The 22,416-nt window shown below is 58.6% G+C and carries 18 protein-coding genes, 1 pseudogene and 1 riboswitch; of the genes and pseudogenes, 5 read left to right on the top strand and 14 right to left on the bottom strand.

All coding sequences use genetic code 11. The features are described 5' to 3' along the window. The 5 genes and pseudogenes from NDI87_RS09020 to NDI87_RS09000 all read right to left on the bottom strand — a co-directional run. A pseudogene (locus NDI87_RS09020) lies at positions 1-883 on the bottom strand (hypothetical protein); the annotation flags it as partial. A 35-nt stretch (positions 884-918) separates the two neighbouring features. Beyond that, positions 919-2,286, bottom strand: coding sequence for a hypothetical protein (locus NDI87_RS09015; protein WP_296274874.1), 1,368 nt, complete (start codon positions 2,284-2,286; stop codon positions 919-921). Positions 2,287-2,290: 4 nt separating this feature from the next. Then, positions 2,291-2,932: a prepilin-type N-terminal cleavage/methylation domain-containing protein gene (locus tag NDI87_RS09010; RefSeq protein WP_296274873.1), complete on the bottom strand. Its 642-nt coding sequence runs from the start codon at positions 2,930-2,932 to the stop codon at positions 2,291-2,293. Beyond that, positions 2,923-3,420: a GspH/FimT family pseudopilin gene (locus NDI87_RS09005; protein WP_296274872.1), complete on the bottom strand. Its 498-nt coding sequence runs from the start codon at positions 3,418-3,420 to the stop codon at positions 2,923-2,925. The genes NDI87_RS09010 and NDI87_RS09005 overlap by 10 nt, the downstream gene beginning before the upstream one ends. Positions 3,421-3,431: 11 nt before the next feature. Further along, a complete protein-coding gene (locus NDI87_RS09000; RefSeq protein WP_366028603.1) occupies positions 3,432-3,821 on the bottom strand; it encodes a type IV pilin protein in 390 nt (129 codons plus the stop codon). Between the two features lie 143 nt (positions 3,822-3,964). On the opposite strand from NDI87_RS09000, the gene NDI87_RS08990 reads away from it, so the two are divergent. Beyond that, positions 3,965-4,972 (top strand): histidine kinase, encoded by a 1,008-nt coding sequence (locus tag NDI87_RS08990; protein ID WP_296274871.1) that lies wholly within the window; start codon positions 3,965-3,967, stop codon positions 4,970-4,972. A 12-nt stretch (positions 4,973-4,984) separates the two neighbouring features. Here NDI87_RS08990 and nrdR read toward each other — a convergent pair whose 3' ends face one another. The 3 genes from nrdR to NDI87_RS08975 form a co-directional block, all read right to left on the bottom strand. After that, positions 4,985-5,434 (bottom strand): transcriptional regulator NrdR, encoded by a 450-nt coding sequence (gene nrdR, locus NDI87_RS08985; RefSeq protein WP_296274870.1) that lies wholly within the window; start codon positions 5,432-5,434, stop codon positions 4,985-4,987. Positions 5,435-5,440: 6 nt separating this feature from the next. Then, on the bottom strand, positions 5,441-6,685 hold the full coding sequence (gene glyA, locus NDI87_RS08980) for a serine hydroxymethyltransferase (protein WP_296274869.1): 1,245 nt from the start codon (positions 6,683-6,685) through the stop codon (positions 5,441-5,443). 29 nt (positions 6,686-6,714) lie between these two features. Further along, a riboswitch (ZMP/ZTP riboswitch) is annotated at positions 6,715-6,844 on the bottom strand. A gap of 16 nt (positions 6,845-6,860) precedes the next feature. Beyond that, positions 6,861-7,742: a lytic transglycosylase domain-containing protein gene (locus NDI87_RS08975; RefSeq protein WP_296274868.1), complete on the bottom strand. Its 882-nt coding sequence runs from the start codon at positions 7,740-7,742 to the stop codon at positions 6,861-6,863. 114 nt (positions 7,743-7,856) lie between these two features. On the opposite strand from NDI87_RS08975, the gene NDI87_RS08970 reads away from it, so the two are divergent. Both NDI87_RS08970 and NDI87_RS08965 read left to right on the top strand, forming a co-directional pair. After that, on the top strand, positions 7,857-8,174 hold the full coding sequence (locus tag NDI87_RS08970; RefSeq protein ID WP_296274867.1) for a hypothetical protein: 318 nt from the start codon (positions 7,857-7,859) through the stop codon (positions 8,172-8,174). Beyond that, positions 8,104-11,736, top strand: coding sequence for a DUF748 domain-containing protein (locus tag NDI87_RS08965; protein ID WP_296274866.1), 3,633 nt, complete (start codon positions 8,104-8,106; stop codon positions 11,734-11,736). The genes NDI87_RS08970 and NDI87_RS08965 overlap by 71 nt, the downstream gene beginning before the upstream one ends. Positions 11,737-11,760: 24 nt before the next feature. Here the strand turns inward: NDI87_RS08965 and NDI87_RS08960 are convergent, their stop codons facing one another. Together NDI87_RS08960 and NDI87_RS08955 are read right to left on the bottom strand one after the other, a co-directional pair. Beyond that, positions 11,761-13,509: a histidine kinase gene (locus tag NDI87_RS08960; protein ID WP_296274865.1), complete on the bottom strand. Its 1,749-nt coding sequence runs from the start codon at positions 13,507-13,509 to the stop codon at positions 11,761-11,763. Continuing rightward, positions 13,436-14,134 carry a response regulator transcription factor gene (locus tag NDI87_RS08955; RefSeq protein WP_296274864.1) on the bottom strand — a complete coding sequence of 233 codons (699 nt, stop codon included), beginning with the start codon at positions 14,132-14,134 and terminating at the stop codon, positions 13,436-13,438. Before NDI87_RS08955 ends, NDI87_RS08960 begins: the two co-directional genes overlap by 74 nt. A 200-nt stretch (positions 14,135-14,334) precedes the next feature. On the opposite strand from NDI87_RS08955, the gene NDI87_RS08950 reads away from it, so the two are divergent. After that, positions 14,335-16,692 carry a hypothetical protein gene (locus NDI87_RS08950; RefSeq protein ID WP_296274863.1) on the top strand — a complete coding sequence of 786 codons (2,358 nt, stop codon included), beginning with the start codon at positions 14,335-14,337 and terminating at the stop codon, positions 16,690-16,692. Between the two features lie 263 nt (positions 16,693-16,955). Continuing rightward, complete coding sequence (locus tag NDI87_RS08945) at positions 16,956-19,673, top strand: DUF349 domain-containing protein (RefSeq protein WP_296274862.1); 2,718 nt, start codon at positions 16,956-16,958, stop codon at positions 19,671-19,673. Here NDI87_RS08945 and NDI87_RS08940 read toward each other — a convergent pair. From NDI87_RS08940 to NDI87_RS08925, 4 genes are all read right to left on the bottom strand, one after another. Next, positions 19,670-20,452 (bottom strand): UDP-2,3-diacylglucosamine diphosphatase, encoded by a 783-nt coding sequence (locus tag NDI87_RS08940; protein WP_296274876.1) that lies wholly within the window; start codon positions 20,450-20,452, stop codon positions 19,670-19,672. The genes NDI87_RS08945 and NDI87_RS08940 overlap by 4 nt on opposite strands. A 67-nt stretch (positions 20,453-20,519) precedes the next feature. Then, positions 20,520-21,026: a peptidylprolyl isomerase gene (locus NDI87_RS08935; protein WP_296274861.1), complete on the bottom strand. Its 507-nt coding sequence runs from the start codon at positions 21,024-21,026 to the stop codon at positions 20,520-20,522. A 3-nt stretch (positions 21,027-21,029) separates the two neighbouring features. Continuing rightward, entirely contained in the window at positions 21,030-21,587 is a 558-nt protein-coding gene (locus NDI87_RS08930) for a peptidylprolyl isomerase (RefSeq protein WP_296274875.1), read from the bottom strand. Positions 21,588-21,630: 43 nt separating this feature from the next. After that, positions 21,631-22,164, bottom strand: a complete 534-nt coding sequence (locus NDI87_RS08925) for a tetratricopeptide repeat protein (RefSeq protein ID WP_296274860.1) — start codon at positions 22,162-22,164, stop codon at positions 21,631-21,633. Positions 22,165-22,416 lie beyond the last annotated feature (252 nt).

The following is a 22,416-nucleotide window of genomic DNA, read 5'->3' as shown; positions in this document are numbered from 1 at the left end:
TCTTGTTGACCATGTCGGCAGCTGTTTCAGGATATTTCACCACCAGAGCACCATCCTTGTAGGTGTAATAGGCGGCTGGGTTGGCAGAACCATTGGCTGCAAACTGGCAGGTGCAATTGAGTGTTTTAAAATCTTCCTGGGTTTGTTCACCATCGTCATCGTAATTGACTGAACTGAACTCGGTGCTGATACTTAAACCTTTTGAACTCACGTCTGGCAGTGGTTTGCTGGTTTCCCGCTTTGTTTCACCAATGATGGTGACGGGCACCACATCAGGCAACACTCCGGGCTGGGCTTTCACCACGGGACCAGGCAAGTACAGAACCGGACCGGCCGCACCATATGCAGTGACGCCTGCATCATCGCCCCAAATGGCTGATGTCAAAATTTCGCTTGCCGCGCCATTTTGGTCGGTCCAGGTTATGGCTACGGTGACCAGCACGAAACCAATTTGGCGTACTGATGTCCAAGTTCGGGTAAAACTTGTGTTGCCGACGGTGACCGACCCGGTCGGGAACGTGAGATTGCCATCAGACTTCTCATGACCGCCAGTGTTGTCAGACGTGTCGCCAGGCAGTTCTGGGGTAAGAGGGCTGGTTAGCGGGACAGGGATGATTTCAGAAAAACAAAAAATGCCAGCACCACAACCTTCGCCATAGGAACTAGTAGGCCCAATCCATTTAAATCCGCGCAGATCGTCCAACTTTTCCTGGGCCAGTGACACGGCTATGGCACGGTTGTTAGCGGTGCCACCGTCGCGGATGAGCAGTGCGTTGAGCTTGCTCATGCCCAACATGCCGACAGCCAGCACCAAAATGGCGACCAATACCTCGATGAGGCCGGTTCCCGCTTGAAACCGTTGTTTGAATGATTTTGTATTCATGGTCAATCGCTCCAGGTCAAAGCGCATTAGAGAGGTCAGTCAGTAAGAAAGTCTGCCCAGCTGCCAGGAATCCTGGCCATGGTCTTGTAGGTGGTATCGTTTGAGATGATGTCCATGACATTTTTTGAATAAACCATGTCAAATGTTCCATTGATATTCAAACCCATGTCCGTGCTGTCGTTAGAAATCATGGAGCCATAAAATTTTGCGCCACCGTTGGCTTGGATGTCTCCCGCGTTATAGGTGGGTGGAGAGCCTTGCGGTGGGCCAAAGACAAATAAAAGCCCGTAAAACTCTGAATTGGCATTCATCGTGAAGTTGCCCGTTATGCCGTCCGATTCAACAACTAATATGAGTGGTTTTAATATGGGAGGGCTGACGGTTGTATCCAGACCAATTTTGGAGCCACTAGGTATAGTGCAATTTCCCGTTACCCAAACGATACCGGACAAGCCAGCTAGATTGCTGCAGTTTGTCACGGTGGTGTTGGCCTGTGCCTTGACAATGCCGTAAGCATTAGAGGGGACGCCGAAAACATACTGGAATACGTCATCGGGAAAGTTCGTTGGGGGGGCCAATGTAATGGGATCAGCCCCTACGAGGTCGCTACCATATTTACTGCTGCTGCTGAGGGATTCTGTGCAATTATTTCCAGCCTGCAAATACTCGCCAAGTTGGCATGTGGCTGCGGAGCCGCTGAGGGGAGGGATCACAACTTTGCTCCAGACGGACACAGGTACGCCTTGACCCCCGCCGTTCGGGTTGGCCACGACGCTGTAGTTACCGTTGAGCGGAATGTTGCCAGCGCCCATCATGGGTGGTGCGTTGGATGAGCCACCGTTGGTTGTAAAAAAATACACCCCTTGCTTGACGACGGCGCTTCCAGAGCCATCTGTTGAACTGCCTTCTGCAACAACAAAGTACGTTTTGCCAATGGCTGATGCAGCATCGGGAGTCGCGATAACAAAAGCAGTCTCGGGAGGGACGATGGTGGGATCTGCCAATGTCCCATCAATTTTTCTAGGTCTGCAACGCCAAGTGTCGGGCGGCGTTTTTTCTTCGCCCAAATCTTGCACCTTCAATGTCGTTAAAGTTGTACAGTCCACCCAGTTCACAAGTGGTGTTTCGGCGAGCAAAGTGGCTCGATTGGCACTCTGACCCAGCCAGCTCAAGCCGATCTCCAGCTTCCTTTCGGCATCGGTCAGCGCCTGGGCATAACGCGCTTTGTTGGCTGAAGTGCGAATGTCAATGATGCCACTGCGGGTCAGGTAAATGGTGATCAGGCTCAACACCAGGAGCAGCACGACAGAGATGCCAAGCGTGGCATAACCACCTTGATGATGCCTGCTTTGGCTGAAGATTGACGTGCGGGTGTTCGTCATTTGAATTCGCTTTGTATTCATGGCTTTAACTCACAATGACATTGCGCAAGCGAACGGTTTCCTGAATGGTGCGTTCCACCGTGGGGTCTTTCACCAGTTTGCCTTTGATGGTGATGCTGTACATCGGAAGCGTGACAGCTAAAGCACCTGGCGGGGTTGCAGTCGACAGGTCCTGCGACAGGTCTGTGATCTTAAATTCGGTGATTTCTATGACGGACGGATCGACGATGGCGTTCCAGGTACCGGTTGAAGCGGTGCCAATTTTGGTTTCTATGGTGTTGTTGTTGTATCGAAAACTGTAGGTTTCGGTGGGTTCGGTGGTCGGATACAGGCCATCGGCATTTTCGTCATAGTGCATCACCGCGGAGTCAGCGCTAGATTCGGCAATCACAACGGATGCGGGTTGGGGGCTCGGAGTGTAAACGCCAGCCGTCAATTGCGCGATGGTCCAGCTGTTGTGGCCCGAGCGCCGCATGTCGCGGGTAATACTGCTCATGGCCATGCGCAACTCATTGTTCAAGCGCGACATCTTCATCTGGCTGGCATTGGCGCCAAAGGTGCTGCTGACCATGCTCAGTGCGCCAGCGATCACGATCATCCCGATCACCAAAGAAATCATCAACTCAACCAAACCGACGCCGCTCTGGCGTGAAAATTTCATGGACATGTTGGATACCCTCCTACGCCAGTGGATGTACACAGCCGCATGCGCGACAGCGGATCAACGTCAAGCCCCAGCTTGGAACCCAAAGCCGAGGTGATGGTGATCAGTGTCGTGGCATTTGTTGTTGGTGCCTGGTCAAGGGTGCCGCGCTTGGGGTCAAAGGTGAAAAGGTCACCGGTCGTTGACACAAGCATGGACGTGCCTCTGTAATCGCTGCCATTGGTGGTTTTTGTGGTGGTCGATGAGGTGGGAAAAACGTAGGACCAATTCGCACCTTCGGTAAATGTGATGGTAATGGCAATATTGCGCTTGGTGGATTCGGTCTGGGCATAACGCATGTCGGCCAGCAAATTGTCAGCGGCACCGACCAGGCGGCTCTTGTCGATGGTTCGCTGGAATGAGGGCAGGCCAATCGCCAGCAAAATGCCGATGATCGTGATGGCGATCAACAACTCCACCAAGGTAAAGCCGGGTTGCTTATATCTGCGCATGATTTTCAAGATCAGGATTTCCAGCAGCCGGCTGGTCCTTTGGCTCCGCCCTCGGTCAGCGTCAGGGGGGTGCAACCCGTATCGTTGGTCTGTGAACCGGCTGCTGTCGCAGTAATGGTGTAGGTGTTGGCCGCTGCAACGATCGTGAAGGTGTAGTAAGACGTGTTTGTGACACCAAGAGCCGTGTTTGTATGGTCGGCATAACTGGGATTGTTGGCTCGGAATTTTTCTTCGTTCAATGCCAGTCTCATCATCTCGGCCTGCGCTTCGGCGCGCCGTGACTGCTTCACATAATTTTGGTACGAAGGAATGGCAATAGCTGCCAGGATGCCGATGATGGCAACAACAATCATCAGTTCGATCAGGGTAAAGCCGCGTGCTTTCTTGGTTTTCCGGTGCATGGTGAAGTTCCTGTAGGCTGAAAATATTTTGAACGATAAACTGATACGTGCGCAGTTCAAACTGACAAGCGTCAATATAGCCGGGATGAACGGTTGATTATTTAAGAATCCAGAGATTACTTCAATTGCAAAACCAGACGCCCATGACTTCGTACCGCAAGCTTGCATTGCCTGATTTTCGTAATTTGGGTGTCATTTTGCGCGTGACTTTGCTGGCTGAGGCCTTGCGGTTGGTGATGACGGTGGTGATTGCGCCCGATCTGGCGGCTGCTTTTGCGCAGTACACCGCCCAGGGGCTGCTTTACGAGCCGGTATTGCTCATCAGCCTGGCGCTGCTGTATGCGCTGGCACCCTGGCTACAACGGGTCTCTTATGGCAGCGGCGTTGCTTTCATTCTGGCGCTGGTGGTGGTCGTTGTGCTTGCCTTGCAATTGGGTTTGCGCGCTGTGCTGCCTGGGGAGTTGCCAGAAAGCGTGTGGCGCAGCGCGCTGCTGGCGGTGGTGGTGAGCGCAACGCTGCTTGCCTATTTGAACTGGCGGCATCTGCGGTTGTCGCCCTCATTGGCAGAGTCACGCTTGATGGCCTTGCAGGCCCGCATACGCCCGCACTTTTTGTTCAACACCCTCAACAGCGTGCTGGGTCTGATTCGTGAAGACCCCAAACGAGCGGAGACCATGCTGGAAAACCTGGCCGATCTTTTTCGGGCGGTGATGGCGGACTCGCGGGCGCTGGTGCCTTTTAGCCAGGAACTGGAGTTGGCAAAAGCCTACGTTGCCATTGAAGAAATTCGCTTTGGAGCGCGACTGCGCGTCAACTGGTCTTGCGATGCCGCGCCCGCCGATGCTTTGGTGCCGCCCCTGCTGTTGCAACCTTTGGTGGAAAACGCTGTGTTGCACGGGGTTGCGCCGCTTGAGGCTGGCGCGCAGATCAGCGTTGAGGCTTATGAGGATGATCGTAACCTCATGGTTCTGGTTCGAAACCCCATTTCTGAAGACGCACTAATACATGAGGGCAACCGCATTGCGTTGGACAATATCAGGGAGCGTCTGGCTTTGCACTTTGACGTTGAGGCACGCCTGAAAGTTGAAACCGTGAATGGGGAGTTTGTGGTGAGTGTCCGGATTCCCATCAAGCACGGACGCGCTGCCTGAGTTTTTTGCGACTTACCGCCCCACCTCATCCACCAGTGTCTTGAAGTCGTCGATGTCTTCAAAACTGCGGTACACGCTGGCAAAGCGCACGTAGGCCACTTTGTCGATCTTTTTGAGTTCAAACATCACCAGTTCGCCGATGCGGGTGGACAGCACTTCGCGCAGGCCCAGGTTGAGCAGTTTTTCTTCGATGCGTTCCACCGCGCTGTCAACCTGCTCGGTGCTCACCGGGCGTTTGCGCAACGCCAGCTTCATGGAAGCCAGCAGCTTGGCGCGCTCGTATTCGATGCGGCGCCCGTCCTTTTTGACAATCGCCGGAAAATTCACTTCCGGGCGTTCATAGGTGGTAAAGCGCTTGTCGCACGATGCGCAGCGCCGTCGCCGCCTGATAAACCCCCCATCTTCAGAAATCCGGGTTTCCACCACCTGGGTGTCGGGATGACTGCAGAAGGGGCATTTCATTGGTGATTAACCGTACACCGGGAAGCGCGCGGTCAGGGCATTGACCTTGGCGCGCACAGCGGCAATGTTGGCCTCGTCACGCGGGTTGTCGAGCACGTCGGCGATCAGGTTCGCGGTGATGCGGGCCTCTTCGTCCTTGAAACCACGGGTGGTCATGGCCGGGGTGCCAATGCGCACACCGCTGGTGACCATGGGTTTCTCGGGGTCGTTGGGGATGGCGTTCTTGTTGATGGTCATGTGCGCCGCACCCAGCACGGCTTCGGCCTCCTTGCCGGTGATGTGCTTGGAGCGCAAGTCGACCAGCATCAAATGGGACTCAGTCCGGCCGCTGACGATGCGCAGGCCGCGCTCGGTGAGCGTTTCGGCGACGATGCGGGCGTTGGTCAGCACCTGTTGCTGATACACCTTGAACTCGGGTTGCTGCGCTTCCTTGAAAGCCACGGCCTTGGCCGCAATCACATGCATCAGCGGGCCGCCTTGCAGGCCGGGGAAGATGGCGCTGTTGATGGCTTTTTCATGCTGTGACTTCATCAGGATGATGCCGCCGCGCGGGCCGCGCAGACTCTTGTGGGTGGTGCTGGTCACAATGTCGGCGTGCGGCACCGGGTTGGGGTAGATCCCGGCGGCAATCAGGCCCGCATAGTGCGCCATGTCCACCATGAAGATGGCGCCCACGTCTTTGGCCACCTTGGCAAAGCGCTCAAAGTCGATGCGCAGGCTGTAGGCGCTGGCGCCGGCAATGATCAGCTTGGGTTTGGATTCGTGCGCCTTGCGTTCCATGGCGTCGTAGTCGATGGCCTCAGCCGCATCCAGGCCGTAGCTCACCACGTTGAACCACTTGCCGCTCATGTTGAGCGCCATGCCGTGCGTCAGGTGGCCGCCTTCGGCCAGACTCATACCCATGATGGTGTCGCCAGGCTTCAGGAAGGCCAAAAACACGGCTTCGTTGGCCGAGGCGCCGCAATGGGGCTGCACGTTGGCGGCTTCGGCGCCAAAGATTTGCTTGACGCGATCAATGGCCAGTTGCTCGGCAATATCGACAAATTCGCAGCCGCCGTAGTAGCGCTTGCCGGGGTAGCCTTCGGCGTATTTGTTGGTGAGCTGGGTGCCCTGCGCGGCCATGACGGCGGGCGAGGCGTAGTTTTCGCTGGCGATTAGCTCAATGTGGTCTTGCTGGCGCTGGTTTTCAGATTGGATGGCGGCAAACAGTTCGGGGTCGGTTTGCTCGATGAGAATGTTTCGGTTGAACATGGCAGTCCTTAAAGACGTGGGCTTGTTGGTTAAGGTGCCCAGGCGAACGGCTGATCACAATGCGCATTTGGCTTTGCGGCACGCTCCCCTGTGGTGCTCCCACATCAACTGCCTGTTTTTTTAAACAAAAGCAGCTTATCGCCAGTTGCGTGCGGGGGGAGTTTAACTGACGCGACTATTTCAGGGCCACGATGGCAGATTTGTCTGAAGCGGTAGATGGCAAGCCGGTGGCTGCTGGTGCTGTGGAATCAGCGGGTTCAGTTTTCAAATCTGTGTTGGCGGGTGATGGGTTGACTGCACCTGTGGCCACCATCAGCGGAGCTTTGCGACCCTGCACCACGGACTGCAGGCGGGCATACTCGGCCATCACTTTGGCTGCGTAGCCGCCGTCGGTTTCCATGTTGGCAGCGCCCACATAGTATTTCAGGCCGCCCTCAATGGAGCCAGCCATGCGAATGCAATCCTTGAGCACTTTCACGCCGACATGCAGGTTTGCCAGCGGGTCAAAGGCGGCAAACCTGCCACCAAAGCTCTGGTATTTATCACTGTGGATTTTGGTCATGACCTGCATCAGGCCTTGCGCCCCCACCGAACTTTGGGCAAACGGGTTAAATCCTGACTCAACGGCCATCACCGCCAAAATCAGTGTGGGTTCCAGTTTGACACGCGCACCAACGGTATAGGCCTCAGCCACCAGGGCGCTGATGGGCTCAGGGGCCACGCGGTATTTTTTGCTTAGCCAAAAAGCCACGGCGGCTTGTTGTTTGGGCAGCTCTTTGGGGTCGGCCGCAGTGGCGCGTTCACTGGCGTTGGTGCGTTCACTGGCGACCAGGTTGCTGACCACGCCGCTCACTTCTTGTTGGCGCTCTTGCAACCAGCTAAAAAGTTTGATTTCGCCAACTTGGCGCAGCTCGGGGCGTGCCACCAAAGCCATGGCCGCAAATAAAACAGCCAGACCGATCAGGGCAAAACTGTTGTGGGTGATTTGAAAAAAGCCCTTGGTCACGGCAGCAAGTGCTTGCCGGAGGCGGGTACTCATATGGTAAGACGCTGTCATAGCTTCTCCTTCTTGCGCGAGGGTTTGATGTCACTTCAAGTCCAGCTTAAAGTTCATCAATGGCCCAGGCTTGGGTTGTTACGCTATCAAGCTCCTGCGGATTGATGCCCGTTAGTGCAGAAATTTGATGTTGCCGAGGTCGGCAGTGGATGGGGGTTATCTCTCGGTTTGGTTAAAGAAGGCGGATTTTATGGGGATTGGATATACCAAGTCAACCATAACAAATATGATCTATATTCTAAAAACAATATGGTAACTTTGTGTGTATGGGGTTTTGGGGCTTTAAAACAAGGCGGAAAATACGGTCATGATTGCTCAATGGTTTCCTCAATCCAAGTGGCTACGCCGGCTGGCTGGGGCCGTGACAGTCGTGATATTGCTGTGGGGCATTGGTTGGCTGGCGCTGCCGCCCTGGCTCAAGACGCAACTTGAAACAAGGCTGGGTGAGCAGCTTGGACGCCGGGTGACGCTGGGGCAGGTTGAGTTCAAGCCCTGGTCGCTCGAACTCACACTGCATGACTTTGCGGTGGCGCAGGCAGGTGTTGCCGCGGGTGCTGCGCCTGCACCGCAGCTTGAGGCCTCGCCACAGTTGTCTGTCAAGCGACTCTATATAGATGCAGAGTTGCAGTCCTTGCTCAGGCTGGCGCCAGTGGTGGATGCCATCACGCTGGAGGCGCCGCACCTGCGCCTGACACATCTGGGTGAAGGGCGTTATGACGTGGACGATGTGCTGGCCCGCCTGACCAATGCGCCGGCGACCCCGGCCTCCGACCCCATGCGCTTTGCCTTGTTCAACCTGGTGCTGGCCGATGGTGCGATCGATTTCACCGACACACTCAAGCAAAAGACGCATCACCTGAGCAAGCTTGAGGTCAAGCTACCTTTTCTGAGCAATTTTTCCAGCAAGCGTGAAGTGCTGGTGGCACCTCATTTGTCGTTTGCGCTCAATGGCAGCCTCTTTGACTCGGCCGCGCAAAGCACACCGTTTGCCCAGAGCCACAAAACAGAGGCCAGCTTGAAGGTGTCCAGCCTTGATTTGGCGCCTTACCTGGACTATCAACCGGCCAGCTTGCCCTTGCGCCTGAGTTCGGCCGTGCTTGATGCCGACCTCAAGCTGGCGTTCGAACAGACGTCGGAATCCATGGTGCGACTGAGCGGCCAGATCCAGGTCAGCCGGGTCAAGCTGGTGTCGCATGCCGCAGCCCAAACAGCACAGACGGCTGACTTGCTTGAATTCAATCAGCTCACGCTGCAACTCAAAGACGTGCAGCCATTGATGCAAAGCGTGCATTTGGCCAGCCTGACCCTGGCGCAGCCACGCGTGAGCCTGAAGCGTAACCCGGCCGGCCAACTCAATTGGCTGGCGCTTTTTCAGCCAGCCCAGGAATCCCGTGCAACTGCTGAAAAAAGCAGCAAACCCTGGAAAGTCAGCCTGGACCAGTTGACTGTTCAGGCTGGCCAGGTGCAATGGCAAGACAATGCCGTGGCCACGCCCAGCCGCCTGCAACTCACGGCGCTCGATGTGACCGCGTCGGCCCTCAAATGGCCCATGACCCAGGCCATGCCGTTTGCCGGTAGCGCCCGGCTTGACGCCGCCAGGCTCAGCTTTGATGGCAGCGCCACCGACCAAAACGCCCAGGTCAATGCCCGGCTGACAGATTTGTCCCTGGGCGTGGCGGCGCCCTATGTGGCGCAAGTGTTGCAGCCGCGCATTGACGGTCTCTTGAATACCGCGCTCACGCTGCGCTGGCAAGCCGCGCCGCAGGCGGGGCAAGCGGTGCAACTTGAGGTGCAGGTGCCGCAATTGACACTGGACCAGTTCACGCTGGTGCCGACCCAGCGTGGCAAGCCGGGCAAGCCGTCGCTGGCCAGCATCAAACAAGTGCAATTGAACGATGTGGCGTTGGACCTCACGCGGCGCAGCGCCAGTCTGGGCCGGGTCACTGTGGAACAGCCGCACACCCGCGTGCTGCGTGCCACCGATGGGCGCTGGATGTTTGAGGACTGGCTCAAGCCCGCACCGCGTCAGGCGCCTGCGGCAGCTGCCAAAGCGTCGGCCAGCCAGGACTGGACGCTGGCCGTGCAGCAGCTCGATGTGCGTCATGGGCAAGTGAATTTTGTCGACCAGTCCGGCGCCAAGCCGGTGACCCTCAACGGGTCTGCCGTGTCGCTGCAGTTAAACAATTTTTCAACGGCCCGTGGCAAAGCTTTCGGATTGAACCTGGCGGCGCGCTTGCAGCATGGCCGTACCCGGCCCGGACAGCTGAACTGGCGTGGCTCGGGCAAATTGACACCTTTGCAAATGAAGGGGCACTTGACGGCGCAGCGATTGCCTGTGCACGCGCTGGAGCCTTATCTGACAGACCGGCTCAACGTGGAACTCATCAGGGCTGATGCCAGTTTCAAAGGCCAGATCAATTTTGCCCGGCAGGCCGCTGGCATCCGGCTCAAGGTGCAGGGCGACAGCAGCGTAGAAGACTTTCAGGCCAATACCTTGCCGCTGGCCCAGCCTTTCATGCCTGGCGAGGACTTGCTGAACTGGAAAACCTTGAGCTTGCGTGGGCTGGCGCTGGAGCTGGCGCCGGGTGTGGCGACCCGGGTCAACGTTCAGGAAACCGCGCTCAGCGATTTTTACGCCCGCCTGATCCTCAGCGCGGCCGGTCGTTTCAACCTGCAGGACGTGCTTAAGCCAGCCCGGCCCGAAACTGTGGCCGCAACTGCGTCGGCGCCAGCCTCCGCGCCTGTTGTGGCCGCTGCTTCAGCACCGCCCGCCACAGCGGCTGAGCTGCCTGCGGTCGTCAGCTTTGGCCCGGTCAGCCTGCTCGGGGGCCGGGTTGACTTCAGCGACCGTTTCATCCAGCCCAACTACTCGGCCAATTTGAGCGAGCTCACCGGCAAGCTCAGCGCCTTTTCGTCGCAAGCGCCCAATGGGGTGGTGCAACTGGCCGACCTGGAACTGCGCGGCCGCGCCCAGGGTACCGCCACACTGGAGGTACTGGGCAAAATCAATCCGCTGGCCAAACCGCTGGCGCTCGACATCGTGGGCAAGGTGCGCGACCTGGAGCTGCCGCCGCTGTCGCCGTATTCGGCGCGCTATGCCGGTTACGGTATTGAGCGCGGCAAGCTCAGTGTGGACGTGGGTTACCAGGTGCAGCCAGATGGCCGGCTCACGGCCAACCACAAGATTGTGCTCAACCAGCTCAGGTTCGGTGATGCCGTGCCCAACGCCCGGGACACTTTGCCCGTCAAACTGGCGGTGGCTTTGCTGGCCGACCGCCAAGGCGTGATTGACATTGACCTGCCGGTGAGTGGCTCGCTCAGCGACCCGCAGTTTCGCATCGGACCGATCGTGTTCAAGCTGATTGTGAATTTGATCGTCAAAGCCGTGACCGCACCTTTTTCCTTGCTGGCCAATGTGCTGGGGGGCGGGGGTGAAGAACTGAGCACGGTCAGCTTTGCGCCCGGGTCCGCCACCTTGAGCCCCGAAGCCCGCAGCGGGCTCGACAAAGTGGCCAAGGCGCTGCTGGAGCGGCCGGCGCTGAACATGACGGTGGTGGGCAGTGCCAGTCTGGCGCATGAACGCGAGGCCTACAAGCGGGCACAGTTGCAGGCGCTGGTCTTGGCAGAAAAGCGGCGTGGTGGGGTATTGAACGGCGCGAGCGCAGACCAGGCTCAGGCGCTGGCCGTGTCAGACCAGGAGTATCCGGTGCTGCTCAAAGCCGTTTACAAGCGGGCTGACTTTCCCAAGCCGCGCAACCTGATTGGCTTGACCAAGGATATTCCGGTGCCTGAAATGGAAGCCTTGTTGCTGGCCAACCTGAACGTGACCGAATCCGCCATGCAGGCGCTGGCCGAGCAGCGCGGGGTGGTGGTACGCGACTATCTGGCCAATCTCAAGCTGCCCATGGAACGCCTGTTTCTGGGCGCAGCCAAAGCCGCGGCGGAGGATGGCAAATGGCAGCCCCGGGCTGAGCTCAATCTGGCGACCCAATAGGTCGGTGTGAGGTGATGGGCTTGATCATTCAATTCTGATCTCGACCACAGTGCGACCGGGAACACTGGTTAAATTCAATGTCACCCCAATGGCATGTGCCCGGTCATGCATCGATTGCAAGCCTCTGCGTTGGACGTGTGCGAGGTCGAAGCCAAGTCCGTTATCAATCATCTGAAGCAGTACACCTTTGCCTTGGGAACTCAATGGCGAGGCGGCGATCTGCAAGACACTGGCCTGCGCATGCTGTAACACATTGGACAGTGCTTCAAATAGCATGAATTGAAGCTGTCGCATGGCGCTGGCGTCCAGTCGAATGACCGGTTCCAGCACATGGACACTCCAATGCCAGGGGATGTTGCAGGCCAGAAAACGGGGCTCCAGTCGGTAGCGGATATTTGCCAGCAATGCATTGATGTCTCCCGCTGGCAGATTGATGGCATCGATGGAGAGCTTGAGTTGGTCCAGGGAATCGCGCAATGTCTGCAATACCTCTCCCGGTCGCGATTGACCTGATTCCAACTGCCGGATGGCGGTACTGATGTGAGAGCCAACACCATCGTGCAAGTCGCGCAGTATGCGGACTCGCTCAGCGGTGCTCGACTGTTCGCGGGCAAGTTGCTCCATCTCCCCGTAGCTGATTGCCAAATCTTTTTCTCGCTCGGCAACCCGCAAGGCCAGATGGTGGGTCAAGTCACGTGACTGTTCGCTTGCCGTGCGAAAACGGTTTGCCACGATGAAGACGAACGCCATGCCAAAAAGCAGAGACGTGTATTGGATGACACTGCTCTCGTCGTAAAAATTACTGCTCGGACTGACAACCAGTAACTCGCGTAAGCCAGCCATGACGGCCAGCATCATGGCACCACAAATCACCAATCGGTCAGCCTGACCGGCCGTGTTGCGCTCGACCCAGGTGCGCCGGATATACCACATCACATAAGCCACCGACCACAATGCCAGGGCTCCCAGCCATGTTGACAAAACCTGCCAACCCCATATTTCTCCTGACCGAAGTGCTAAATAGACTGACAGTATTCCGCTCGCCAAACACACTGCCGCCAACGCCCAACCCCGCTGAGGCACCGGCCTCAACACCTGGTGGCAAAACAAAAAAGTAAAAGTTGCCCAGGCCACATAAGCCCCCATCGAGAAAACCCCCCACCATGGCCAGGGAAGCAGCGGTGTTTCAATGATTGCTTCGCTGACACCGATGGCCCAGGCCAAGGCGTTCACACCCATCAGTAAATAAAGGGTGTCGCGTCGTGCGCCAGCCAGTTGCGCTGGCTGCGTTAACCATAACCAAAACGCCAATGCGCTAACGCACAGGCTGATAACGGCCATCACCAGTGTCTTGGCTATCCGAGTTCGGTAAAGCTTCAGGTTTGGTATTTCCAGTTCTGACTGTTGGCCCGCAAGAACGGGCGACAAGCCACTGCGTCGACGGGCATTCTCCCGAAGCTGCACGCGTAGCAGGTTGTGGGAGCGTAGCAATTGATAAGGAAGCGGTTTCAGTTGGGGAATTCTGGACCGATTCGCGCCGCTGGTGATCGAACCAATCATCATGACAGCATGCGCCTGATGCCGTTCAAGCGGCTCGGCTGCCTGGCTGGATGCAACACCCAGCCAGACTGAAATACCCAGGATGAACTTGCAAAGCGTCATGTCACCATCATAAATGGCACTTTTCCGGGGATATCCGCTAGCTCGATAAAAATCCCATGCGTGTTGCCTCAAAAACTGCCTCATTTTTTGAATGCACAGAAAGCTTGACATAAAGGTTTTTGATGTGCGTCTGCACCGTGCTCAGACTCATGGACTGCAAACGCGCAACTTCAGCGTAAGAAAAACCGCGGGCAATCAAAGCCAGCACATCCTGTTCTCGCGGCGTCAGGAGATCGTGCATGGACACGGCATGAAGTTCTTCAATGGCTTTTGAGGCAGGTTTGACAGGGTCAGATAACCGGTTTGACTGCCCGGTTCGATATTTGTCCAGTACCCGGCGCGCGATCATGGGAGAAATTGGGGAGGCGCCGGCGCACATGTCCAGAATCGTTTTGGCGATATCTTCCGGCGAGGAGTCTTTATGAATGTAGCCCAACGCCCCCGCTTCAATGCTGGCCAGCACATTGGATTCGTCGCCAAACATCGAAATCACCAAGGGTTCACAGGCTGGATTGAGTGTCTTGGCGTGAACGATGACCTCCAGACCACTCCCATCAGGCAAGCCCAGATCGGTTAGCAGCACATCGAACTCGTTAGCATTTGCATTGAGCCAGGCCATTGCCTCAGCCACAGTGCCTACGCTGGCAGCCAGCTGCAGTGCGTCACAGTGCGACACACTGTCCGCGAAGAATTCGCGCATTTGCTGATCGTCCTCGACTACCAATACTCGCCACACGTATCAACCTCGTTGTTTTTTGAGTGCGCAGAGCTTAACCGCAGCGGCCTGCTTCCGCTTGCGTGCATCCTCCCATAGATATGGGATGGCGTGACTTCTTCAGTCCGAAGACATTTGTGACCCAGGTCAAAAATCACCAGGGCGGGATATTGCTTGACCTGTTACCAAAACGTTTTACTGGGGGTTATATGAAATTTGGAATGAAAAGACTGGCATTAGGCATTGTCAGCGCAGGGCTGTTCTCGCTCTATGGCTGCGGTGGCGGGAGTTCCAGTGTCACCCCGGCGGTGACCACCACGAGCGTACCGATTACCGTCATTGACGGTGCCATCCAGAACGCCACGGTCTGTCTGGACAAAAACAGCAATGGTGCCTGCGACGTGGGCGAGCCCTCCGGCAAGACCGATGCTACGGGTCAAGTCAACCTCACGGTGGATACCGCCGATGTCGGCAAGTACCCGGTCATTGCCGTGGTCGGCACCGATGCCATCGATGCCGACACGGGAGTGGTACCCGTCCCGTTCACCCTGTCGGCCCCGGCCGATCAGGTCGCCGTGGTGAGTCCGCTGACGACATTGGTGCAACAAACCGTTGCCAGTACGGGCGTCAGTACCGAGGATGCGGCAGCAGCCGTACAAGCCGTCACCGGCATTACCGTTTCGCTGTTTCAGGACTACACGACCGTGGCGCCACCCACTGACGGCAGTATCAGCGCGGCTACGGTCGCGCGTATGGTGGTGGTGACCACGCAGCAGCAGTCCACCGCGATTGATGGTTCGGTGGGAACACTGGCACTGGATGGCAGCACCATCACGCAGGCCGATCTCGACCTGGCGGTCCAGAAGAAACTGCTGGAACTTTTGCCAGCGCTGGTCACGGCTTTGAGTGACCCTGCCGTTCTGGCCGCAACCACCCAGACAGAGATGGAGGCGGCGCTGCTGGCGGCAGCGACCACCCTGGTGACCGATTCGGGCCTGACCACCACCTCAATCGCGACGGCGGTGGCCATCAACAACCAGACCTCGTCCACCACAGATACCCCGAGTGCCGGATTCACCCTGAACAATCTGAATTTCACGGACAGCGCCAATTACTTCGCCCGCGTCAACACCGCCACACTGGCCCAGAACACGCCGGATGCCAACAACAACACCAGGTTCGTTGAGCGTCGTTACCGCAGCAACACCGGCAACCTGGCCAAGTGGGGTGCTGGTAGCGACCCCTGGCGCGGCGCCGACCTGCACTGGAGTGGCAGCGCCTGGGTCAATTGCCCCATCAACTTTGGGAACACCTCCAGCGTGCGTGATGCGCAGGGCAACAGCAGCTACAACTACTGCAACAACGCTGCGACCGGCAAGGCCAATCGCGCCATCTTTGATATCGCGGGCAAGACCCTGGCGAGTGTCATCACTGACGTGCGTGCGGCGGGCTACACCAACCTGTCGATTGGCGACAACTCGGCCAACACGTTGAACACGCTGCTGGGTAGTGTGACCTTTCCCGCAGGCGCATCTTTGCTCTACAACAGCACAACAGAGCTGACGACGGCCATCAGCTACTATCCCGGCAGCGGCAACCCGGCCGGCGTGAGCAGTGTAGTTAACCAGTACACCAAGGCCGTGTCTGATGGCGGTGACGCCACCACGCAAGGCGCCGGCGTGGGCTGCAATTCCACCGAATTCCAGGGCAACTCCAACGGCACCAGCAGCACCACGCTGGAGGGTATGATCAGCGCCATGACGGGCACCCCCTGCAGCTTCGCGGTGCCGGCCAGCTCTATCTACAACGGGGTCACGTACACCAGCCTCGACTCAGTCGAAGAGGCCTGGGGTCAAAGCACGGTGGATATCGGCACCCTCGGCACGTTTCCAGTGAATACAGGCTTGACGGCACCGGGCTACTTCAGCGGCAACGTCAAATTTCGCATCGCCTTCAAGGGCACCGGCATCAACCCGGTCACCTACTACACATGCAAGGAAAAATTTAAAACCGGCGGGATACGCAACTGCACGTTCATCGGCACCGGCTCGTACACCATTACCACCCTGGGAGATGCCCGTGTGCTGACGCTGAACAACCTGCCCGCACAGACATCACCCTTGACTTACACCCGGGTGCTTGTAGAGCGCGACGGGCTGGTCTACAAGGGCTTTCAAAACAAGCCTGTTGTGAGCAATAGTGCGCGCCTGAACACCACCGGCACTACCGCCCTTTTTAACCAGCTCGGCTTGACGCCGGAAGACCCGTCAGTGCCCGTCGCGCTGACGGCAGCTTCTTACCAGGGAACCTGGGACATCCGCGACCCGGCGGTAGTGGCAGATCCCGGCTTGACCGTGTTTCTCAGGGCCAATGGCAGCGTCTCCTGCCAAGACAACTCCACGATGCCACCAACTTTCTTCACCTGCACGGCGGCGATTTCAGACCCGGCCACGGGAGCGTTTACTTTCAGCGACGCGACGACAACGGCCAGTGGCATCTTTAATTTCTTCACCGGTAGTGCCAGCGGCACCTTTACCGAGGCGTTGGCTACCGGAAATTTTGTCGGCCACCGCCGATAAGGATTTGTCTGTTGAAAGCCCCGCGCGCTGCACCAGCGCGCGGGGCTTTTTATATGACTGACAAGCCCCGGACCTGGATGCTTGCAGGCTGGGAGCAATTTGACGGCTCAGATGAATGTTTTTGGCATCGTGCGGGTCGCAAATATCACAGCGCAGAGCACTGACCAAATAGTTTTTGTGGCAAGTGCCAAAACCCGGCGAAAATAGACGTTTATTCCCGCTGCCCTGCAGTGGGCACTTTGTCACTTTTGCGCGCGACGTCGATGTTCCCTTTTTCTACCCTAAGTAAAGCCAGCCCCACCCCTGACGCACCAGTCGTCAGCGCCAAAACCCCCGAAGTTCATCCGCTGGATGCACTCACGCATGGCGCGTTTTCGGCGCAAACCTCGGGTGAGCGCATGGCCTGCATCCGTGAATGGCTGGCAAGTAGCCCGAGCAACGAGCAGTTGCAGCAGGTGTTCAAGGAGCTCAGCGGCAAGGACAAGGGCGCCGCCAAATTGCTGCGCGAAAAGCTCGATGAGATCAAGCGCAGCAAGACGCAGGCCACCATCGCGCTGGAATGGGCCGACAAAGCGCAGGCGCTGCTGGCTTTGAGCAAGCTCAATCTGGCCGATGCCCTGGCCTGGCAGCGTGATGCCGCCAAGGCCGGTGCGCCGCTGAGCAAGGAGCCGCTGGCCGGTTTGAAAGCCCAACTGGTCGAGCGGGTGCGTGCCATTGAAGACCTGCAGCACCGGGTGCAGGTGCAGCGCGAGGCAGCGGTGCTGCTGGCGCAACGCATCGAGGTGCTGTCCACCAAGCCCTGGACCGATGCCCAGGCCGCCCAGGAGGCCCTGGCTGCAGATGTGGCCCACTGGCAAACCGAAGCCGATGCCCTGGTGGCTGATGCCAACTGGACCAGTGTGGACCTTCGATTTGTCACCCAGCTGCACGATGCGCAAGCCCAGTTGCAACTGGTGTGGCAGGCATTCCAGGAGGCCCTGGCACTCACCATCGCGGCCGCCCAGGATGCGACGGCACCGCTGCCCAAGGTGCCGGTGTGGGCCGATGAACTGCGTCTGGCGCGGGGTCTGCCGCTGGAGCCGGTCGTGACGCCGGTCAAGCCCAAGGTCGATCCCGAGATTCGCGCCAAAGCCACTGCTTACGTGGCGGAAGTGCTTGCCAAGCTGGAGCATGAAATGGCGCAAGGCCATGGCAAGGCCAGCGCCGGTGCGGCCAATGCCTTGCGCCAGGCGCTCAAGGACAACGGGCGTTTGATTGACGACAAGCTCGAAGCCCAGGCCCATGCGGCGCTGGTGGCTGCGGGCGAGCTGGAAGGTTGGCAGCGCTGGCGCGCCGACCAGTTGCGCGAAGAACTGGTGACCAAGGCCGAGGGCCTGCTCAAGCGCCCCGAGGGGCAGGCCATTGGCGGCCGCAAAATGCAGGACCAGTTGCGTCAGTTGCGCGAACAGTGGAAGCTGACCGACCAGGGCGGTGCGCCCAACCACGCACTGTGGAAACGCTTTGACGAAGCCTGCAACGAGGCCCACAAGGTGGTGGAGGTCTGGCTTGAAAAATTGAAGGCCGAGTCGGCCGAGCACCGCGCCCAGCGGCTGGCCCTGATTGAAGAAGTCAAGGCCTGGGCCGAAGCCAATCGGGTGGCGCTCGACGACGACTGGAAGGGCTTTAGCCGCGTGCTGCACCAGTTTGGCGACCGCTGGCGCGAGGCCGGCCATATCGGCGAAAAAATGTTTGCCGAGTTGCAGCCGCTCTGGAAAGCCGCCATTGACCATGCTGCCGAGCCGCTGGAAACCCTGCAAAAGCAGAGCCTGGAAGCGCGCCATGCCATGATTGACGAGGCCAGGGCGCTGGGCGCCGAGACCATGCTGCGCATCGATGCCGTCAAGGCGCTGCAGCAGCGCTGGCAGGCCGAAGCGCACCGTGTGCCGATCGACCGTCGCCACGAGCAAAAGCTGTGGGACGCTTTCCGCAAACCGATTGACGAGGCGTTTAATCGCAAGACGGCCGAGCGTGAGAAAGCCCAAAGCGCCTTGAGCGAGCGCGATCGTGTGGTGCTGGACGCATCCAAAGCGCTGCAGGCGGCCAATGCCTCGGGTGATGCGCAAGCCATCCGCAGCGCCATGAGCGCACTCGAAGCCGCGCTGAGTGGTCAGGCACTGGCGCAAGCTGCGGTTGTGGCGGCGGGTCCTGCTGAGACTGTCACCATGGATCAGCCTGAAACCGCGGCTGCCGAGGCCTCAGAAGCCGCTTCTGATGAAGCCGCAGTTGTTGCGCCTGAACCGGTCAAGCCGGTGGCACCGCCCAAGCGCGTGGTGGCCATGCGCGGCGACGATCGCCCGGGCATGAAAAAAGAAGAGCCCGCCGCCATGGGTCGCGGTGGCAAGTTTGGTGACCGCAAGGATGCCGGTCGACCCGGTGGCCGCGACGGCGGGCGTGATGCCCGCGGCCCTGGCCGCATGGACGAGCGTGGCGGCCCGCGTGGCGAGCGTTCAGATCGTCCGGCCTATGGTGAGCGCGCCGAGGCGCCGCGTTTGGGTGATGCCGCTTTCAGGGCCCAGCGTGACGCGCTGGAGCAGGCCCAGTTTGCCTTGCGCAAGCTGGCCGCCCAGGCCCATGGCGAAGCCTTGACGCATTTGCTGGCAGCCTGGGAAACGCGCGATGCCGCCCAGGTGCCCACGGTCCAGGAACTGGGCAGCCGGGTCAGCCCGGCGGCGCGCGGTGCCTGGGTCAAGGCGGTGTCGCAGCCCGCCTCAGGCGATGCCGCCACGGCGCTGTTGCGCCTTGAAATGGCCGCCGAAGTGCCCACGCCTGCCGAGCAGCTGAGCGCGCGGCGCATGTACCAGTTGCAGTTGCTGACCAGGCGCAACGACCCGACACCCGCGCAAACCTGGGTGCAGGATGCGGCCACTGTGTTGGCCTCTGCTTTTGATGCGGCGCAGGTGCGCCGTGTGCAAAATGTCCTGAAAGTGCTGCTGAAGCCTTAAAGCCCTGGCGCCAGAGCCACGCGCCGGGGTGCGTGGCCAGCTTGCAGGCGCAGCACTTCCAGTCGGGGCGACTGGGCTGTCGCATCCCAGTCGCTCAGCACCAGCCGGCGCAAAGCGGGTTGCGCGGCGGCATCCAGCACGTGGTCTCCGGGTCGATGGGTGTGACCGTGGATCAGGGTGCTGGCTTGATTGGCGCGCAGCCATGACATGGCCGTTTCTGCATCCACATCGGCATAGCTGACGCCACTGGTTTTGAGCGACTCGCTTTGGGCGCGCAGTCCGCGTGCGATGGCCTGGCGCTCGGCCAGGGGTTTGGTCAGAAAATTAGTCTGCCACGCCGGCTTGCGCACTTGCCGACGGAACTGCTGGTAATCGACATCGCCCAGGCACAAGGCGTCGCCATGTGACAGCAGCCAGCGTTGGCCATCAAAGTCGAGCAAGGTCGGGTCGGCCAACAGTGTCATGCCGCACGCCCTGGCAAAGTTCTCACCAAGCAAAAAATCCCGGTTGCCATGCATGAAATACACCGGCAGGCGTGCGGACGTTGCCTGCAGAACCTGTTGGCATTGGCGCGCAAACGCAGCTTCGGGGTCGTCGGCCGCCGTTGTGATGTCGTCACCCACCCAGACCTCGAACAAATCGCCCAGAATGAACAATGCATCGGCCGGCGTGCCGGCCATGTAGCGCTGCCAGGCGGCAAAAGTGGCTGGTTCACTGGCCTGCAGGTGCAGGTCGGAAATGAAGTCAAGGCTGCGCCAGTGGGCTTGGGCCGTCAGCATGGAGCCCGTGAGGGCTTGTCTGGCGGCGTCCGCTGGCGCATGTTGGGGCATTTGAATCCCCGGGCGTTTACAGCGCGACGGCTTTTTCGATCACCACGTCTTCCAGCGGCACGTCGTCATGGTAGCCCTTGCGGCCGGTTTTGACGGCCTTGATCTTGTCCACCACGTCGGTGCCTGCCACCACCTTGCCAAACACGGCGTAGCCCCAGCCCTGGGCGCTGGGTGCGGTGTGGTTCAAAAAGCCGTTGTCGGCCACATTGATGAAAAACTGGGCCGTGGCCGAGTGCGGGTCGCCGGTGCGCGCCATGGCCACGGTGTAGTTCAGGTTTTTCAGGCCGTTGTTGGCTTCGTTTTCAATCGGGGCGTCACACGGCTTTTGTGCCATGCCGGGCTCCATGCCGCCGCCTTGCACCATGAAGCCGGGAATCACGCGGTGAAAAATGGTGTTGTTGTAATGGCCCTTGTTGACATAGGCGAGAAAGTTGGCGGCGCACTTGGGCGCCTTGTCGGCGTCGAGCTCAAGCGTGATGGTGCCGTAGTTTTTGACGTGGAGTTCGACTTGGGGGTTGCTCATGATTTATTTCACCAGGGTTGCAGAGTTGATAAGAATCGGGGTTTTGGGCACGTCAGAGCCAAAGGGGCCGCCGGCGCCGGTTGGCGTGGACTTGATGGTGTTGACCACGTCCATGCCCGAAACGACTTTACCAAAAACCGTGTAACCAAACGCTTGTACGCTAGGGTCCAGGAAGGCATTGTCTTTGACGTTGATGAAAAACTGGGCGGAGGCAGACTGCGGGTCGTTGGTGCGTGCCATGGCCAGCGTGCCGCTTACATTGCGCAGGCCTTTTTCCATGGCCTGGCGACCTTCGTGCACCACCGGGGCGCGGGTGGGCTTTTGTTGGTAGCTGGCATCAAAGCCGCCGCCCTGGACCATGAAGTTGTTGATCACACGGTGGAAGATGGTGCCGTCATAGTGCTTGTCCTTGACGTACTGCAAAAAATTCTCGACGGTTTTTGGCGCTTTGTCGGGGTACACCTCGACCACAAAATCCCCCGCTGAAGTGGCGAATTTAATCTTTGGGGCGGCTTGCGCCAGCGCCAGATTGGCGGCAGCAAACAGCAAGGCTGCTGTCATCGTGATTCGGGCCACGGCGCCCATGGTCTTGATATTCATGTGTTTACTCTTTTTTGGGTGCCTTGAACACTTCGAGTGTCATGGTCAGCTTGGGCGGCACGGTTTTGTTACTGCTGTCGAGCAGCAAGGCCTTGTTGTAGGCCTGGCTGGCGAGTCGGACATAGACATCACCCAGGTTCTCGTGGGCGGTGGCGTAGTTGGGGTTGGTGCGAACGGCCATTTCCAGCGTGACGCGGGCTTTGTCATACTGGCCCTGGCCCGCGTAAAGCACGGCCAGGTTGTTGTAGGGTTCAGGCAGTTCGGGGTAGTCCTCGGTCAACTTGGTGAACGTGGCAGTGGCGGCCGCGGTCTGGCCCAGATTGCGCTGGATCACCCCCTTGAGAAAACGCATTTGGGGGTCGGCGGGTTTGCCGGCCAGGTAACTGTCCACCTTGGCCAGAGCCTCGGTAAACTTGTTGGCGCGCACCAATTGGTTGGTATCGGCGTACTCGTCGGCCTGGCTCGGCAGCGCCACCAGCGTGCCCAGCAGGGCGAGCCAACGCAAGGATTTGAAAATGACTGAACGGGCGTGCTTCATGGGTGGATAGGTCCGATAGAGGGGCTTGACCTGCCAGAAAGCGGGTGAAGACAGGGCCTTATACTGACGATCATTGTAGCTGAGGGTCGTTGTTTGGGGAGCCGGTTGGCCACTGCCTGCCGCGCCCCATGTCCACGCCGGCGCACCTTGACTGGCGCAGCTTTACCCTTCACATCCGATTTGAAAGACCCATGAGTTTGCGCATTTTCAACACGCTGTCGCGTGAAATTGAACCTTTTACCCCCCTGCAGC

Source organism: Rhodoferax sp. (assembly GCF_023701345.1).
GTDB lineage: Bacteria > Pseudomonadota > Gammaproteobacteria > Burkholderiales > Burkholderiaceae_C > Rhodoferax.
Note: the sequence above shows the minus strand (reverse complement) of the source record. Positions and strands in the feature narration are given on the sequence as shown.

Coding starts and splice junctions, on each gene's coding strand:
- NDI87_RS09015 (WP_296274874.1), bottom strand. CDS start 2,286: ATGAATACAAAGCGAATTCAAATGACGAACACCCGCACGTCAATCTTC.
- NDI87_RS09010 (WP_296274873.1), bottom strand. CDS start 2,932: ATGTCCATGAAATTTTCACGCCAGAGCGGCGTCGGTTTGGTTGAGTTG.
- NDI87_RS09005 (WP_296274872.1), bottom strand. CDS start 3,420: ATGCGCAGATATAAGCAACCCGGCTTTACCTTGGTGGAGTTGTTGATC.
- NDI87_RS09000 (WP_366028603.1), bottom strand. CDS start 3,821: ATGCACCGGAAAACCAAGAAAGCACGCGGCTTTACCCTGATCGAACTG.
- NDI87_RS08990 (WP_296274871.1), top strand. CDS start 3,965: ATGACTTCGTACCGCAAGCTTGCATTGCCTGATTTTCGTAATTTGGGT.
- nrdR (WP_296274870.1), bottom strand. CDS start 5,434: ATGAAATGCCCCTTCTGCAGTCATCCCGACACCCAGGTGGTGGAAACC.
- glyA (WP_296274869.1), bottom strand. CDS start 6,685: ATGTTCAACCGAAACATTCTCATCGAGCAAACCGACCCCGAACTGTTT.
- NDI87_RS08975 (WP_296274868.1), bottom strand. CDS start 7,742: ATGACAGCGTCTTACCATATGAGTACCCGCCTCCGGCAAGCACTTGCT.
- NDI87_RS08960 (WP_296274865.1), bottom strand. CDS start 13,509: ATGTCAAGCTTTCTGTGCATTCAAAAAATGAGGCAGTTTTTGAGGCAA.
- NDI87_RS08950 (WP_296274863.1), top strand. CDS start 14,335: ATGAAAAGACTGGCATTAGGCATTGTCAGCGCAGGGCTGTTCTCGCTC.
- NDI87_RS08945 (WP_296274862.1), top strand. CDS start 16,956: ATGTTCCCTTTTTCTACCCTAAGTAAAGCCAGCCCCACCCCTGACGCA.
- NDI87_RS08940 (WP_296274876.1), bottom strand. CDS start 20,452: ATGCTGACGGCCCAAGCCCACTGGCGCAGCCTTGACTTCATTTCCGAC.
- NDI87_RS08935 (WP_296274861.1), bottom strand. CDS start 21,026: ATGAGCAACCCCCAAGTCGAACTCCACGTCAAAAACTACGGCACCATC.
- NDI87_RS08930 (WP_296274875.1), bottom strand. CDS start 21,587: ATGACAGCAGCCTTGCTGTTTGCTGCCGCCAATCTGGCGCTGGCGCAA.
- NDI87_RS08925 (WP_296274860.1), bottom strand. CDS start 22,164: ATGAAGCACGCCCGTTCAGTCATTTTCAAATCCTTGCGTTGGCTCGCC.